This window comes from Flavisolibacter ginsenosidimutans (assembly GCF_007970805.1).
GTDB classification, from domain to species: Bacteria; Bacteroidota; Bacteroidia; order Chitinophagales; family Chitinophagaceae; genus Flavisolibacter; species Flavisolibacter ginsenosidimutans.
Genome location: NZ_CP042433.1, coordinates 704,600 through 721,344, shown reverse-complemented (window position 1 = coordinate 721,344; position 16,745 = coordinate 704,600). Strand labels below are relative to the sequence as shown.

General features: G+C 44.4%; 16 protein-coding genes. All 16 read right to left on the bottom strand.

The features are described from left to right. Positions 1-12: 12 nt before the first annotated feature. Complete coding sequence (locus FSB75_RS02925) at positions 13-1,392, bottom strand: hypothetical protein (protein WP_146782505.1); 1,380 nt, start codon at positions 1,390-1,392, stop codon at positions 13-15. Positions 1,393-1,415: 23 nt separating this feature from the next. Beyond that, a complete protein-coding gene (locus tag FSB75_RS02920) occupies positions 1,416-2,561 on the bottom strand; it encodes a glycosyltransferase family 4 protein (RefSeq protein ID WP_146782502.1) in 1,146 nt (381 codons plus the stop codon). Beyond that, the gene (locus FSB75_RS02915) at positions 2,558-3,370 is read right to left on the bottom strand and encodes a hypothetical protein (RefSeq protein ID WP_146782499.1); all 813 of its coding nucleotides are present in this window, start codon (positions 3,368-3,370) and stop codon (positions 2,558-2,560) included. The genes FSB75_RS02920 and FSB75_RS02915 overlap by 4 nt, the downstream gene beginning before the upstream one ends. A gap of 43 nt (positions 3,371-3,413) precedes the next feature. Beyond that, positions 3,414-4,751: a glycosyltransferase gene (locus FSB75_RS02910; protein ID WP_146782496.1), complete on the bottom strand. Its 1,338-nt coding sequence runs from the start codon at positions 4,749-4,751 to the stop codon at positions 3,414-3,416. A gap of 19 nt (positions 4,752-4,770) precedes the next feature. Further along, complete coding sequence (locus tag FSB75_RS02905; protein WP_146782492.1) at positions 4,771-6,021, bottom strand: glycosyltransferase family protein; 1,251 nt, start codon at positions 6,019-6,021, stop codon at positions 4,771-4,773. 29 nt (positions 6,022-6,050) lie between these two features. Next, positions 6,051-7,208 (bottom strand): glycosyltransferase family protein, encoded by a 1,158-nt coding sequence (locus FSB75_RS02900; protein WP_146782489.1) that lies wholly within the window; start codon positions 7,206-7,208, stop codon positions 6,051-6,053. Positions 7,209-7,221: 13 nt separating this feature from the next. Next, positions 7,222-8,274: an ATP-grasp domain-containing protein gene (locus tag FSB75_RS02895; RefSeq protein ID WP_146782486.1), complete on the bottom strand. Its 1,053-nt coding sequence runs from the start codon at positions 8,272-8,274 to the stop codon at positions 7,222-7,224. After that, positions 8,262-8,891 carry a PIG-L deacetylase family protein gene (locus FSB75_RS02890; protein ID WP_146782483.1) on the bottom strand — a complete coding sequence of 210 codons (630 nt, stop codon included), beginning with the start codon at positions 8,889-8,891 and terminating at the stop codon, positions 8,262-8,264. Before FSB75_RS02890 ends, FSB75_RS02895 begins: the two co-directional genes overlap by 13 nt. Before the next feature lie 27 nt (positions 8,892-8,918). Further along, complete coding sequence (locus tag FSB75_RS02885; RefSeq protein WP_146782480.1) at positions 8,919-10,025, bottom strand: DegT/DnrJ/EryC1/StrS family aminotransferase; 1,107 nt, start codon at positions 10,023-10,025, stop codon at positions 8,919-8,921. A 2-nt stretch (positions 10,026-10,027) separates the two neighbouring features. Continuing rightward, complete coding sequence (locus FSB75_RS02880; protein ID WP_146782477.1) at positions 10,028-10,498, bottom strand: acyltransferase; 471 nt, start codon at positions 10,496-10,498, stop codon at positions 10,028-10,030. Positions 10,499-10,519: 21 nt separating this feature from the next. Then, positions 10,520-11,500 (bottom strand): glycosyltransferase, encoded by a 981-nt coding sequence (locus FSB75_RS02875; RefSeq protein WP_146782472.1) that lies wholly within the window; start codon positions 11,498-11,500, stop codon positions 10,520-10,522. 135 nt (positions 11,501-11,635) lie between these two features. Continuing rightward, positions 11,636-12,601: a glycosyltransferase family 2 protein gene (locus FSB75_RS02870; RefSeq protein WP_146782469.1), complete on the bottom strand. Its 966-nt coding sequence runs from the start codon at positions 12,599-12,601 to the stop codon at positions 11,636-11,638. A gap of 53 nt (positions 12,602-12,654) precedes the next feature. After that, on the bottom strand, positions 12,655-13,557 hold the full coding sequence (locus tag FSB75_RS02865) for a glycosyltransferase (protein WP_146782466.1): 903 nt from the start codon (positions 13,555-13,557) through the stop codon (positions 12,655-12,657). Between the two features lie 55 nt (positions 13,558-13,612). Beyond that, positions 13,613-14,518, bottom strand: coding sequence for a glycosyltransferase family 8 protein (locus tag FSB75_RS02860; RefSeq protein ID WP_146782464.1), 906 nt, complete (start codon positions 14,516-14,518; stop codon positions 13,613-13,615). A gap of 16 nt (positions 14,519-14,534) precedes the next feature. Then, positions 14,535-15,542 (bottom strand): Gfo/Idh/MocA family protein, encoded by a 1,008-nt coding sequence (locus FSB75_RS02855; protein WP_146782461.1) that lies wholly within the window; start codon positions 15,540-15,542, stop codon positions 14,535-14,537. A 2-nt stretch (positions 15,543-15,544) separates the two neighbouring features. Beyond that, positions 15,545-16,687 (bottom strand): acyltransferase family protein, encoded by a 1,143-nt coding sequence (locus tag FSB75_RS02850; protein ID WP_146782458.1) that lies wholly within the window; start codon positions 16,685-16,687, stop codon positions 15,545-15,547. Between the last annotated feature and the right edge of the window lie 58 nt (positions 16,688-16,745).

Sequence of the window (16,745 nt, the reverse complement as noted above, 5' to 3'; positions counted from 1 at the left end):
GCAAAATAATGATCAGGCGGGAGATGCTACCAGAGCTTCCTTAAAAACCCTTGCTTGTTCTTCGGCAGCCACTGATTGCCGGGCAAAATATCTTTTGTAGTAAGCCATGATCAACCCAAAAATAATCAGTCCTTTTACCAGGTGGGTCATCATTGTTTGGGTTTCGCAGTCGGCTCTCACGGCATAATTTAAAATGACATAAAAAAAGAAAATAAAGAACGGCGAAATCCTGGACCATCGCTCAACCACTTTAAACACGTAAGCCACAATCAGCCCAAAAACGAACGCAAAAATCAACGAGCCGTACATTCCGTAACCAATATAGCCATCGGCAAAAATTCCCAGGCCCATGGACGTATTGCCGAGAATTGTTACGCCGGAAAAGCGGTTAAAAATAGCCTTGTCGCCGGCCTGGATTTTATCGGGAGCAAGAAACCTCGGTAGAAACGCAGCTTCTGCATATTTTTTTACAACAGCCAAGCCCTGGTAATCTTTTATCCGGTTCATACGGTTTACGCTGCTCGCGAAGATCCAGCCTTGATTGGCCCGTACAATGGATTCGGTAAAGTTTACCATACTAAAAACCCCGCCGCCCTTGTTGTTATTTGCCAATGCCGTAGAAAAAGTACCGATGCCAGAACCTCCGCCAGAGTGAAGTTTCTCGCGGTAGCCAGCTTTCGTGATTTGTAAAAAGTAAAGACAGAGAACAACCGCCACACCCAAAATAGCCTTGGTTCCGGCACTTGGTTTTTTGAGGTATGTCCAAAACATGCCGAAGAAAACAACCCAGATAACCAAGTCGTGAAACATACCCTCACGTAAAGCTGCGGCTACTTCTAAAAAAAGCAATACGTACAGGTACCATTTGTATTTTTTGCGGTCAATAAGGAACAGCCCAAAAAGTGCGACATAACGTATTCCTGCCAACAAATAAATTATATAGGACAATTCTCCCGGGAAGAAAGGCCGAATGATGTTGAGAGCAATACCCACAATCAGCCACTGCCGAAGAACATTTTGATTAAGGCGGGATTGAATAGCCGTCAGGTTAAAATTGGGTTCAAAAACTTTTGTTTTGAACATGTACAAGCCGAGATGAAAACAAAACATGGAAGGAATGGCCAGGGCAAAATATTCATCCTCTGGAATGCGCATCCTGTAAATGGAAATACTCTGCGTGGGTGCGTAATACTGCAAGGCTGAAGCAAAAAGATAGTTCAAGCCGTACATGACCAGAATGTATTCGCGAAACGCAATTCGAGTATTTGATTTAATTGCAAGATCGGCGAGATACCAAAACCAGATGCCCACCGCCGCACTGCTCCAGAAACCGAATTCGAGAAAAGAATTGAAAAGGAAAAACGCAAGAAACGCCGCAACAAACCGCATCATACGCGATAAATGTAGAAAAAATATTACACTCCGCAAATTGCCTCAACGGTCTCGGCAATGTGGGTAAAACTAAAGGTTTTGATATGTTCCAACGAAGCGTTTCGGGACGCTTCATAACAAGGCCTGCATCCCGCCAGCTTTTCAATGTATTGCTTCAGCTCATCCATGGCTGCAAGGTTAAAAATCACACCGTTCTTGTTTACCAAATCCACAGCGCCTCCCACGTTCGATGAAAGAAGTACAGGCAAGCCGCAAGCCATCGCTTCGTTTGCGCCTAATCCCCATGTTTCACTTCTTGAAGGCATAAACAATGCATCGCCCAGCCGGTAAACGGCCGGCATCGCCTGCTGGTTTTGAAAATCAATAAAAACAATGCGCTTGTCGTTAGCGGCCCTCGCTTTCATTTCTTGTTCCAACGGCCCATTGCCCACTACCAAAAAGCGATAATCATTCGAAACAATTTGTGCTGCCAGATCTAAGACGGCCATGGGATTTTTTCGCTCCTCCAATTTTCCGGCATACAAAATCACAAATTTTTCATCGCCAATGCCCAAAGCGGCCCGCCACAGTTTTGCCTTTTCCAAATATTCCCTCGCTCCAAACCGGTCGTTGTCAATAGCGTGAGGCGCCAGGTGCAATTGAGACTCTTTCAGGCCGTGTGCCAGATAATATTTTTTATTGTTGGCTCCCACATACAACACATGATCAACAAAAGAATAAACGTAAGTCAGAACCAACCGGCGAATGACACGTTTCAGCCCAGGCTTTTCATTTAAAAGCGTCGAATCCCCGCGGAACAAAACGGGAACCTTGCCCGTGAAATACCGCATGCAGGCAAGATGGCTTTTGAACGACCAACCAACAACTAAAACCGCATCCGGCTTCCATGCATGAACAGTTTTGTTTAAAGCTGGATTGATGATTCCCTTAAAATGATGCGAACCGGGGTTGGTGGAAACGTTTTCAATAAATTCGTAATCGTAACCCTCTAAAAGCGGTATGTCCCACTCAATTACTTTCCCAAAATCAGGATCGTATTTGGCACCTTTTTGTGATTGTGACCAAGTATAAAAGACCTTTACGTTTAACTTCTGTCTTTGCGTTAGAAGTTTAAACCAGGGCGCATTGTATTGAACCGGGTGCGTAGCGATAATGGCAAGTCTCTTCATAGGTCAATCTTGTAAATTCCAAATTCTTTTCGAAGCCGCCCGGTGATGATTTTTCCGCGAACAATTTTCTTAAGAATGTTTCGGAGACTGATTTTGTTTACTTCTTTTCTATCCGCCATAAAATTGGTGGAGTGAATGACGTAAACAAGACTGTAAAACGGAATTGGCAGCAACACTTTGTTGTGAAAGTCCATCATCCTGTCGGCCATATAAGCATGCGAGGAGAAGAATTGAAAGTCGTCGTAGGTTTTCTTTGAAAAATCCGGGTCAGGAATCAAGTCGCAGTTAACAATGTTTACCGAACCGCAAACGTAATTCATGTCGGCCGGAATTTTCAGAAAAAGCGAACTGTTTTCCGTGTACATGTATCCTTTGTTGATGTACCAGCCGCAGTTATCTGGGGTGTTGGACTTTTCTATGTATTGCACCAGTTTGTTTGAAAGAAGATCATCACTGTCCACTGACATCGCAAAGCGACAGCCGTCTTTTTTGGCAAATGAAATGCCGTACATGATCTTCTTTCCCTGGTCAAAGAACAAAGGAAGATTTTTCCCTAGTCCGTATCGCGTTATGAACACTTCTTCGTCTTCAATTTCGTGACTTTCCAGAAACGGGAAAGGATAGTGAATCCATTTTACTTTTTCGTGCTGAACCGGCTCTGGCGGGAGGTCGGAATACACCACATAGCAGTTAAAATTTTTCGCTGTTTGGTTCAGCACCGACCGGATCGTCCGGTTCAGCAAGCGGCAATCCAGTTCCCAATCCTTTGAATTCTTTTTGCTTTTAAAGGGTATCACAAATCCAACCATGCGTGCGAATTAAAAAGGCGCTGTCCGGTAATTCAAAAACCGGTTATGCTTCCTGAAAAGTTTTGGGTTGTACAAAAGAAAAATGAGCCGTGATTCGGTTAAAGAAGTCCACTTGCTTTGCAGTCATCGCTTTGGCTGTGTATTCTTCAAAAGCGGCCCGGTTAAAGCCAGCGGTTTTTTCCTGATTGCTGATCACTTTTAAAAAATAATGATAACAGTCCTCGGTCATCTTTTTTTTGTCCTCTTCTTTTACAGCATCAGTAAATGGAACAACCTTGGCCGCTGAGGTTTTGCCAATGATTTCACACACGCTACTTTTCTCGTGAAACACTGCCAAAAGCGGTTTGTTCAGGTAGATGTAAGGATAAACTTTTGAAGCCGTATACGTTGGGTCAGTTGATCCCGGCATGAAAAGAAGATTGGCTTTGTCCAGCAAATGAAGTGTTTCAAAATAGGGCAACCGGTCAGTGACCTCGGTAACCAAATTTGCAAGCCCCTTTTGATGCGCAATCGGTTCGATGGTTTTTTTGCCTTCGCCTGCCTGCGCATAGCTTGTGCCGATAAACCACAGGTGCAATTTTGAAAAAACGTCGGGTCTGCTTTGCAAGCCCATTTTCACGGCGTCGAAAATAATGCCCGATGCAAAAGTCATATCCTGTCCGCCCCGGCCAATATAGACCATGTTGAAATGCTCCTCTGGAAAACGAACACGAGACGCACTAACGTTTGCTTTTGCAATCGGGAAATCCAATTCGGCGCAACCAAAAGGAATGACGCAAAACTGTTCGGCCTGCAGTGTTGAATACCGTTGAAGGTAAAGTTTCTCATAACCGGCAGAAACACTGATGATTCCGTCTGCAAAAGGCAATGTTTTTTCTTCCAGATATTTATCGAGCCGGTGAAACAGCCTTGCCTTGAGGGTCTTTTTCGACAAGGCGTTGTTGAAGTAGTAGGTATTATACCAAGGATCTTGAATGTCCAGAATGAAAGGAACACCAAACTTCTTTTTCCAATGCGGGCCAAGAGCCATTACGTGAAAAGCGGTAGTTGAAAAATAAACCAAATCAAAACGCTGCTTCTGAAACAGTTCGTCGCCTTTGTTTCGCATGGAAAAAAAAGCTCGAAGCGACAAGCTCCCTATTCCAAATCTCCGGGTCAGGGTTCCTTTCAGGGCGTTGACTTTCTCAATCTTTATATCATTCGGAATTGTCTGCAATAACAAGGGGTCTGTGCTGTATGCATCAACGTACTTTTCATCTACCGTTAACACGGTTGGCTCCCAGCCCATTTCCCTTAAATAAGGAAGCGTCTGCCGAACCCGTTGCATGTCGGCTGTATTGAAAGGCGGGAAGTAAGGTGAAACAATCAGGACTTTTTTCAACGGTATGCGTATTTGAATTCTATTTTAAAACCAGTGGCCCTTGTTGCAAAACACCCGCCTTTTCCTCCAGCAAAGTCAAGAGCTTCTCTGACTCAACCTCCCAGTTAAACCGCTCTTCGGCAGCTTCTTTGGCGAAACGTTTGGCAACGGTTAACTCTTCGGGATGCTGAATAAAATAAAGCATGGCTTGTGCCAATTCGTCTGCATTGTTTTTACCACAAAGAAGTACGGCTTTTTTGAAATGCGAAAAAATATCTTTTTGACCATACGTATCTGTACCCACTATGGCAAGTCCCGCCATCAAATAAGAAAATATCTTGTTTGTAACACAAACATCGCGGTTATACGAAACATCAGTTTCCAACGCAAGGCCAACATCGTACTTGCTCGCATCGGTAATAATCCGTTCTGCGACAATTGGCGGATGAATAAACACTTTCTTCTGCAGGTTCTTTTGCTTTATCAGCGTTTGCAAAAATTCCTTGTAAGCATCGTTGCAATAACTGCCGCGCAAATGGAGCTCGTACGGCGCATCAATCTGAGAGGCCGCTTCCAATAAGGTCTCCAGGCTTCTGTTTGGCCCGATCACCTGAGAATACCAGTAAAATTTTACCGGAAAATCAGCGCTTGTTACCGTTGTTGCTTCCTTCGGGAATACGTTCAGAATTGTTGTTGTTTTTGCCAATCCGTATTTTTTCTCGTATGCTTCGCCGATGCCCTTAGATGCCGCCGTGATGTACGCCGCATGGGGTAAGTATTTTCCCTCCAAGAAAGACAGAAGGCTGTCCTTGTCAGACGGGCTTCCCGATTCGCTCATGCCTGTGTGAAAATCTTCGGCATCAAAACCAAATCGCACGCCTTTGTTTTTTGCCGCGGCGTACGCAATGCCCAAAGCTTCCGCATGATGAGCAATGTAGAAGTCTGCTTCCTCGTTTTTTGCCAAGCGTGCCAAAGCCGAAAAGCCCTTTAGCGAGGCCCGTTCTGCAACACCGTACCGGTATGTAAACTTCGAAAACACTGAAAATATCTTTTCTTGCAATGACAAAAAGAGCCAACGCAATTTCTCAGACTTGATTTCTCTTCGAAAGTTAACTGTCACAAGCCGCCATTTTCTTTCTTTCATCATGGCTTCGTCAAACCGCGCTTGCTGCGCATTGTTGTTCACGGTAACAACGCTTACGTCAATTCCGTGTGCGGCAAAAACGTCTGCTTCTTTCAGTACGCGGGGATTGTAACTAATGTGACGGGTGGTAACGATACAAATCTTCACGGATGCAAATCTTCAAACGTTAACAATGGTTAGGATACGCGGCCACTATTGTGAAAGCGTTCAATGGTATCAATATTCTTGCGGTAGGTATTTTCCAACGCAAATTCGATGCGTTTTTTTTGCCGCTCTGGATTGTTAAACTCCGCAATGTTTGTAATGACGTTGCGGAACAGGGACGGCAGATTTTCATTTGTGTATTCATCCGGCATTTCCAGCAAACCGCTTGTTTTTTCGTACATGATGATGCGGTTGGAAATGCATGCCTTCCCCGTGCTCAGGTATTCGATGATCTTGTGACAATTCGATGACTTGTTGTAGTCGGTCATATAATTGTAGCAAGTTAGAAAAGCATCCATGTCCTGCATCTCCAGCGCAAGCTGCGATTGCGGTAAAACGCCGTGCAGATGAACACGTGGATTATTTTTTAAAAATCCAATAAAGGCTTTCAGTCCTTCGCTTGTATTTGAACCCAAGGTATTTCCGGTTTCTTCATACGGGCCGTAAAAATGAAACGATGCTTCGGGATTTTGCTCAACGATTGTTTGAATGGTTTTATAATCCATTCGATTCCCTTGGAGCAAATTTCCCACATAAGCCACTTTTAGCGGATGACCAAGGTCGTATTTCAAACCGTTCAGCAACCTGTCTTTTGCCAGGGCCGTGAATGTTTTGTTCAGTCCGTGATTTAGCAACAGCTTGGGCTTGTCGCTGAACTGAAAATAATCCATGATCAAAGAAGAAATGGTGGCAATGCCATCGGCATCGTCAGCCAGCTTTTTCAGCGTGGGATTGTCGTGCTGATCCACAATGAACAACAATTTCTTTTTCGGATGCAGCGCTTTAAAATCTGAAAAGGCATTTGGGTCAAAGCACCAGATTTCATCAAAGCTGGCAAGCTTGTTCAACTGCTTCAGAAAAGAGTGATGGATGATGAAATCATACAACGGCCTTGCCTTGAAACGCAACATGTGTATGGCCGAAGCAAGTTCGTAATCCACCAGCGTCAGGTTGGGTAAAATTTCTTTGCTGGAAATATTGAAGCGGCCGGGTTTCTTTTTATACGTTGGCGGGTTTAAGAAAAAAACCTTGTTCCCCGCCTCCGCCAGTTCGATGGCGTAATTGTGCTTTGATAAATACATTTTGCCCCAAGGCTGCGGCGAGACAAGAAGGTAAGTCTTTGTTTGCATTCGTATTGGCACTTTAGTAAAACAGCTCTTCGTAATAACGCACAAAAGATCTACCCCACTGAATGGAGAGCTTGTCAAAATCAACCGGGTAAAATTCCTGCAGAACCGCCAGTAGCGGCAGGTTTACGCCCATTCCCAAGGCCGCTACACTTGTGCCCTGAATGCGCGGGTTAATCTCTAATAATCGAAACTTTTTGTTCGCATCTTCTTTCACTTGCAGACCAATTGGGCCTGATAAATTTAACGAGCGGATGATGTCGGCGCAGTAGGTAATGATTTCACTGTGGTTAATGAATGTGCCTTGAACAGAAATGCCGCCGTTCATCTTTGTCCGCACACGCGGCAGAATAAGTTTCGGTTCGCCGTTCTGCACAATCGTGTCCACCGTAAACTCTTCACCGGGCAAGTATTCCGAAACCAACAACTCGGGAAAAGCCTTGGATTTCAAAACAGTTTTAATGCGGTCGAAGGTCGAATAAAGATTGTTGGGTTTGTGATTGAACAACAAATCAAATTCATCAATCTCTTCCTGAAGTATCCGAACGCCCCGGCTTCCATTTGAAACTGTCGGCTTTATGCAAATCGCTTTTTCGGGATAGCCCAATTCAATAACGGCCTGCTCAAAAGCGGTAAACGACGATACAATTTTAAATGCAGGAACGGGAATGCTATGCTGATAAAGATGCGTGTATAGTTTGCCCTTGTCGTTTGCAATGGAAAGACTCTCGTAGTCGGAAACAATGACCTTTATGTTGTTTTGCAGGAACGCATTTTTTTGTTCGGCAAACTTGAACAATTCCCGTGTTACCAGTGGAAAAACAACCTGCACCTTGTTCTGAAGGCAAAAATTCAGCACAAAAGGAATAAAATCCTCGCTGTCAGCTTTTGGCAGCTCGACGAATTTTTCGCTCAAAAAACGGCCGCTGGCCACCGGGTTGCAATCGCCGGTAAACAAATCTATCGGTCCTTGTTTTAAAGCTTTGATGATGCCCGGTCCGCCAGGTGCGCCGGCTCCCGTCATCAACACACGAATTTTTTCCGTTGACGAAAAGTTTAAACGATCCATCTTACAACTTCAAACGCCTCCGCGTATTTGTGTCCCGATTGAATGCCACGAACCTTTGCCAGCGACGTAATGAAGTCATCGTTGGCGTATGGCCTGTGCGCCTGCGATTTGTATTCAGCCAGGGCCTTGCACTTTGTTTCGAGGTGCTTGTCCTGAAGCTTGAAAAACCACGACGTATTAAAGGTGAAATTGTTCCAGGGCAATTCGTAACAAAGAACACTTGAAAATTTAAACGCCCTGATGCCTTCGTTGGTGATAGTGAAATGATCCTGGTGGATGTCGTGGATGGAAGGCATGAAAACAATGTCGGGCGAAAGCTGTTTTTTAATTTTCAGAATATCGTCCAGTATGTCCTGCCTTCGGTAATTAAAAGTGCGAACATCGTAATCCAGCAGAATCAGGTTTTCTTTTTTAATGCCCAACACGCTGGTAGCCGCTTTCACTTCTTTCAGTAAAACCTCCGAATCAAACGGTGGCGGTACAGATTTTTGGCAGGCCGAAAAAGCAACGTAGTAAACCTCGTTGTTGTCAATCAACTTACAAATGGTTCCACCGCAACCCAGTTCACCGTCATCGGTGTGTGGTGCAAGGATGAGTATTTTTTTCTTCTCAATCATGTGCAAAAAGACTTGCTGCGTGTCCCGTCAGGCCTTGTAAAAAGCTTTGATGGTTTCGGCTGTGTATTTAATTTGATCCTCCGTCAGTTCCGGATACATGGGCAAGGAAAGAATCTGGTCTTGCAAAGCCGTAGCCACCGGAAAATTCCCGGGAGGGTTGCCCAGATAAGCGTAGGCTTTTAAATTAGGCAAAGCCGTGGGATAATGAATGGCTGTTTCAATGCCGTGCTGTTTCAGGAATTCCATCAACGCATCCCGCTTTTGTGCTTTGATAACATACAAGTGGTAAGTATGGCGACTGTTGGGCCGCACCTTTGGACGTTGTATTTCACTGATGCCATCAAGATAACGGTCGTAACGTTTTGCGTTTTCAATCCGCTGCTCTGTCCATTGTAAAATAAACGGAAGCTTGGCTGTCAGAATAGAGGCCTGCAAGCCATCCATGCGGCTGTTGATTCCTTCTATTTCGTGTTTGTGTTTTATCAACGCACCGTGATTGGCGTACATGCGAAAACGCGAAGCCATTTCATCATCGTTGGTGATGATGCAACCTGCATCTCCGTAAGCACCCAGGTTTTTGCCGGGATAAAAACTAAAGCTACCCGCAATGCCAACCGTACCAACACGCCGGCCGTTAAACTCGCTGAAATGCGATTGCGCGCAATCCTCAATAAGAGAGATTGAATGCTTTTTGCAAAGCGCTTCAATCTTGTCAAGGTCGCAAGCCTGGCCTTGCAAATGCACAAGAACGATGGCTTTGGTTTGCGGCGTAACAACGGCCTCAATCTTCGAATCATCAATGCTGAAATAATCAGGGTCCACATCCACAAACACAGGTTTGGCACCAGTTTGCCCGATGGTTTCCGCACTCGATATCCAGCTATTGGCCACTGTAATTACCTCATCGCCTTTGCCGATGCCAAGCATTTTCATGATGATGTATAAGGAATCCGTTCCGTTTGCACAACTGATGACGTGCTTGACGCCGTAAAGCTCCGCGAACTTTTTTTCAAACTCTTTCACGTAATGCCCGCCAATGAAAGCGGTTTTTTCGATGACGTCCTGAATGGCTGTGTCAATGTTCTCTTTTATGGAATGGTATTGCGCCCTCAGGTCAACAAATGGAATATTCATGCTTATATGTTTCTTAATTTTTTTGCTGGATTGCCGGCATAAATGCCCGGTTCAATAATGTTTTTTGTCACCACGCTCCCGGCGCCGATTACGACGTTGTCGCAAACGCTGACGGGCAATATCGTTGCGTTTGAACCAATGGAAACCTGATTGCCAATCCGGGTTTCTTTCCAAAGCGTTTTGTCGCCGCGTGCCGGACCACCGGTAGCGAAAAGATCATTAACGAACATTACACCGTGACCAATAAAACAATCGCTGCCAATAGTAACCAGCTCACAGATGAAGGCGTGGGATTGCACTTTCGTTCGTGGGCCGATGGCGACATCCTTTTGTATTTCCACAAACGGGCCAATGAAGCAGTCATTTGCAACGGTGCATCCGTAAAGATTTACAGGCGTTACAACTTTTACATTTTCGCCAAACTGAACGTCGTCTTTAATGCGGGATTCAAACAGGGTCGGTGCGTTCTTCATAAATCAAGCGCTAAAAATAATTTACTGAAATCTATTTTTCAACTTCTTTTTCAAAGAGCGATAGGAACGGGAGAAAAAAACATCGCAATGAAACAGTTGTTTCTCCCAAAATCCCTTCTCTACCCACTGCTCGTAGTACAACGGAATTTTTTTAAACAAGAGTTCTTCCCACTGGAGTAAAATGGTTTCTTCCGTGAAGGCATGGGCCCTTTCCAAACCGTTTTGCGCCATTTGCCGCCGCAGCTCAGGCGAAGCTTTCAAGGTTTGCAAAGCTGAAAGCAGTTCGTCTTTGCTGTGTACCAAAAGGTAATCCAGTTCCGACTGCCGCAGGGCCGCAAAGGCGCTGTCCGCTCCGCCAATGACGGGCACGCCGGCCAGCCAGCCGTTGACCAGTTTGGAGGCCGGCTTGTAAAAAAACGGCTCCCGCGAAAATTCCCGCACTGCAATCACCGCATCCACATCAGAGTAGTCGTTGAACGCTTTGTTTCGGATAATGAAATTCAATCCCATGTTCTTTGCCACAAGAAAAAAAGCTTCGCTGCGAAGGCTTGCGTCCAATTGGTCATCGTGGCCAAAAAAGGCGATGTTTTCAAAACAATCTTTTCGCCCCGAATCACGCTTTTTAATTTCGGGCTGCGGCCAGTGTGGAATGTAATGCCACAAGGGAAAACGCAAAACGTTGGGATATTGCGAAGACTGATAGGGGTTTTGAGAAACATTTAATTGGGAGTAAAACGGCGGGGGCGTATCGGCCAGATTTGTTACTAAAAAAACCCCGGGGGGCGTTTTCCCAAACAGTGGAAAATGCAGCGCATTTGTTACGACAACTCCGCTAACGGGCATGTCCTTGGTCAGCTCTACATTATGACCTTTCTGTTTTAGGCGCAGGTAAGTCGACCATGTCCATACAAGTTGCGGGGAATGCAGAGTAAATTCTTCAAGGCGGTTTAATTCTTTCACCGCCTTGAAATCTATCTCACTAAGCAGAAAATAAATCTTCATATTTCACTGGTTTGCCGGCGTACGGAACGCGTTTCCGAAAGAGAAGCCCGGCAGATTCAGACAGTAATGATTGACAGGAAATACACCCTGTTGATTAGTTAAACGCATACCCAACCTAAAAGGCAGCTGTAAGTATCAGTTCTTTTTTCGGGCAAATAGTGTTTTGGCAATTTTGTACGCTGAACGCACGGAAAAGGTACGCATAAAAGCGGCGTAAGGGAAAGGGCTTTCGTAGGTGGCTGGATTGCGAAGGAATTGCACGACTTCCTTGCCTGAGAACGTGCTGCAATACGACCGGAGTAAACTGTTCATCCGTGCATGTAGCTTTGGCCGGTCAGTTGCGGGTAAAATGCTTATCAAGTGTTGTGCAATGAGCATTTCTTCCTCAAGCCTTTTTTTCCATCGTTCGGTTTCATGGGTGCGTGTAGAGTTTGCGTGGCAGCGAAAAAAATTGTGAGCCGTGGCGCAAAAAACGATGTTTCCCTGTCGCAGCAATTCTATCCACAAAAACCAATCGCCGCACATTTTCATAGACTCAAAGGCAGGACTTGCGTTATAATAGGCTGTTCTTTTAAAAAGAACAGCGCTTGCATTGGGAATGGCGTTTAGTTGCCACAGATATTGTTGAATCTCGTTCCTGCCCTCGTTGCAATAATCGTTTCGCCAGTGCTCTTTATCTACCGGGTCGGTAAACCACGTCATGTTCCTCCAACCCTCTCCATTTTCATTAACTTCATTCGATTGGCAATAAGACAATACAACGTCTTCATTCGACAATCCCTGTTTTACTAATACATTCAATAGATCGGCCGTGCAATAATCGTCGCTCTCGGCTATCCATATCCACTCGCCTTTGGAACGCTCCAGGCCCCTTCGCCATTGCCTGAAGGTAGAGCCGCTGTTCTGTGTGTTGTAAACAATGTGGCTCACCTTCGGATGATTCCTGTATCGCTCAATTATTTCCTTGCTCTCGTCAGTAGACGCATCATCCAGAATAATGACCTCGTAGTCTTCAAAACTTTGCTGAAAGACACTCTCAAGCCGCTGGCCGAGATAGCGGCCGTGATTGTAGTTTGGCACGATTACGGAAACAAAAGGCATATTCCCGGCTCTAATTGTTCAAAAAAATTAGCGAAAGAAAATGTTCAAATCCGTTATTCGTACTTCATCCCCAAGAGTGAATACTTTAAGATTTTCAGCTTCACTTTACCAAGATGCGTCAGATAACGCAAAGTCTTTTTCAGCTTGCCGTTTTTCACCTTGGAGTAATAATAGTCTTCGTAAAATCGAAAAATGTCATAACGCTTATATTTTCTAAAATCAACGGGCTTTATACCCGCCCAATGCAAAACATAAGGAATTCCTGTCTTGTTTTTGATTGCGTTTAAATCTATTTGCTGAGCCGCCGGAATGCCGGGCCAGATCCAAAAGTCTTCATAGCGCAACTTAATTTTTCCCAACTGGTGCGCCTTGGCAAAAACATAATTCAACGGGCCCTGGTCGCCGTGTTTAAAGATGTCAGGATGCTTGTTGGTTATGTCGGGTTCGAATTTGATCACGGAAGCAAAGTCGGCTTCTTTTAATAGCCCGCTGGTCATCACAATTTGTCCGCCGTTAAAACCGAAACCTGGAAAGCGGTAAGAAGCATCGAAGGACTCCATCTTCTTCATATCAATGTAATGCGCATTGACGGTAGGATTGAATTTATCCTCTTCCAAAACACCGGTTACGATAAAGTCGTCTTCGTAGCTGTTTAATTTATCCAATACTTTGCCCAACAACACAACATCGGAATCGAGAAAAAGATATTTGTCTCTTTCGTTGTGAAGTATCACTGCCAGTTTGCTCCAGGGCCAACCGAAAAATTTGCGTTGTGCAGGAAACGTTTTTACGTTGAAGGTTTTCTCGATTTCAACCGTGGAGAATGCGCCCTGGATGTAATCTTTTATCAGAAAAATTTCAACGTTGGGATACCAATAGCGTATACTGGCAACACAAGCCCGCAACAAAAAGAGATCTTTTTTGAAACAGGCAATGGCAATTTTATTGACTTTCATAAGTAGTATTGCGTCGGGCTCTCGCGGTTTGCCCGGAGCCGTTAAAAAGCAGCGTTTAATTTTTCAGAAGGCCCGCAAAAACAAATGTGTTTCGAATAACTCTTCTTACTACGTTAACAACGGTTTTGTTTTGCGGCCGGTGGGTTTTGATGAAATCGGTTTGTCGTAAAAGTTGGTAGTACTCTTTTTTATACGGGTTGGAGGATTTAAAATTCCACGGCTTTAACACGCCGGTGAAGTGAACAATCGAAGGTGAGAGGTAAGGCTTTATTTTTTTGATATTCTCCTCCTGTGCTACGGCAATGTCGTGAGATTGTATATTCCATTTGCGATTCAGGGCGAGCCAATCATTGTACAATACAGCGTTCAGTCCGTCCTGATCCCACCAGGCTGCTTTACCTCCCAACTGCGTTAGTTTGTTTACTACTGCTTCGGTATAAGAGCCTTTTTTCCATTTGTTCACATCTAACAAAAGCACACCGGCGTTGAAATATTTCTTTCCTTCCGGCATTCCCAAATCTTCGTGGCGGACAAAAGGAGATGGATCTTGTACGGCGGCCAATACACACCCTTGCAAATCTGTTTGCCAGAGTTCTGAAAGATTACCCAAAATCAGCATGTCGCAATCCAGATACAAAATGCGGTCAACATCCTGAAGCATCTGGGCCATAAAAATTCTTGAGTAGCTGTATTCGTTTACGTGCCCTTTGCGGATGTTAAAGTTGCGGATAAGAGCGCCATCAATTTTTATCCACTCGATTTCAAAATTTGAAAACCGGGAAAGATTTGATTGCACTCTTTTTTTCGCTGCTTCGTCAAGATCATCGTAAAAAACAACAACGACAATGCGGTTGTCGCTGTTGTGCATCAACAGGGAATAAAGCATGACCGTTGCCTGCTCGGCATAGCCTTTGTCGAACGATACGGTAACTACAATAGCGTTTTTTCTGGCGGCTGACATAAACGGCGCAGCGAATTTAGCGGGCAGCGGCTGCGTAAATCTTGTCAATGATCTCAACGGTCTTTAATCCTTCAAAGGCGTTGGTAGAAATACTGGCGTTGTTTGTCAACACGTCAATGAGGTTTTGGTAAACCTTGTCGTGGTTGCTCATCGAACCCATGTACGTTCCGTAATTGTTTGCTTTGGCACCTTCGGGTAAATTCTCAATGCGAAAGTCCTTGATGTTTTGATATTCAAGTTCGTTCAGGTACTGCCCCCCGATTTTTACCGTTCCATTTTCACCAAAGATGGTGAGCGAGCCTTCCATATTTTTCTGGTAACTGTTCACCGTGTAATTGATGGTACCAATAGCGCCGTTGTAAAATTCTACAATCGCCACGCCGGTATCTTCAAAATCAATAATGTCCTTGTGTGCGTAATTGCCCATATAGGACTGCACTTTTTTGATGTCGCCAATCATCCAGTACAGGAGGTCAATGAAGTGGCTGAATTGCGTGTAAAGCGTACCGCCGTCAAGGTCTTTTGTTCCCTTCCAGGAGTTGGCGTAATAATCCGGGTTGCGGTTCCAAAAACAACTGAGCTGGATGCTGTAAATTTTTCCCAGTTTTCCTTCATCAATGGCTTGCTTAACTGCCACAATGGGCGGATTAAAACGGTTTTGTTTAATGGCAAAAAGGCGTTTGTTGGCCTGTTCCGCAGCCTTGATCATTTCTCCACAATCATTCACGCTAATGGCTAAGGGCTTCTCGCAAAGCACGTGGTATCCCGCTTTCAATGACTCGATGGCGTGTTCGGCATGAAGCCCGTTGGGAGAACAGATAGAAATGACATCAACACTGCCGTTGCTTGCCTCCAATAAATCAGCAACACTGTAGTAAGCTTTCGCACCGTATTGCAACGAAAGTTTGTCGGCCTTGGTTTTCTCCACATCGCATACGGCAACGAGTTCGCCTTGTTTGCTTATGTGTTCAGCGTGACGTTGAGCGATGCGGCCGCAGCCAATTAATCCAAATCGAAGTTTCATGACTAGGTAAAGAGCGATTTTAGTTTCAAAAAACGTTTCTCAAAAAAATGAAACGAGAGGTACGAAATTGCAACAGTTATGGTAAACAGAAAAAAGAAATCAACGACATAACGATTGCTTATAATCGGTATGTGCAGATTTAACACGAAATTTCTCACCGGATTTTTTTCTTCGGTTTGGGCCCAGATTTTTTCAACAAACGGATGCACAAGATAAAGGCCGTAAGAAATTTTTCCCAGCATGGAAACCCACGAATTTTCAAGGAAAATTTTCAGCGGCCCTTTGTATTGTTTGATGGCAGAATAACCGATAAGAAAGAAACCACCGATAGAACCAACCAAACGAAGAAAGCCGTAAACCATAATCTTGTTATTAAAGAAGCACAACAAGCACAAAGCAACAACACTCAACGCAACTACTCCAAGCGCCCTGGTTTGCGAACCCAAAATTTTGTTTAGGAGTTCGGGATGATAATTTTTCAAATATGCCAACATAACGCCCAAGAAAAGACTGTCCAAACTTAGAGGCATCAGCACATGTGGATCGGGCATCGAAACAAAAGCGGTGAGGGTGAATCGTGCAACAACTGAAAACAAAATACCGCCAATGAGCACGGCTGGCAAAAACCTTTTTCTGACAAAAAATATAAGAAAGGGAAACAAGAGGTAAAATTGCTCTTCTACGCAAAGCGACCAAAGGTGCCAAAATTCCTTGTCTACAAGACTTAAATTAAAAGCCTGTAAAATATTATTTGTATAAGTAAGGTTATAAAGAATGATGCCGCCGCTATTTACAAAAAAAGAATAAAGCAAAATGACGGCATAATAAAGAGGGAATATGCGCAGGGCCCTGCGAATAACAAAGTTGCGGATTGAATACAACCTGTTTTTCGATACATCACTCTCACGCAAGAGGATTTCTCCAATTAAAAACCCGCTGAGTACGAAAAAAAGGTCAACACCCACCCACCCGATTCGGTATTGCAAAAACATGTATCCTACCGACATCCAATGATGAAGAAGCACCATGAAAATAAAAACAAATCGCAGTCCGTTTAATTGTGGATAAAAGGCGGTGTCTTTCGAGGCGTCTGCTTTTGCATGAAGCGGCGCCTTAATTGTTATGGCCGTTTTTTGAGTTAGCATAATTGAATTTAAAAAACCTAACGATTTATATCATTAAATTTTTCGGGCGGAAAAACGG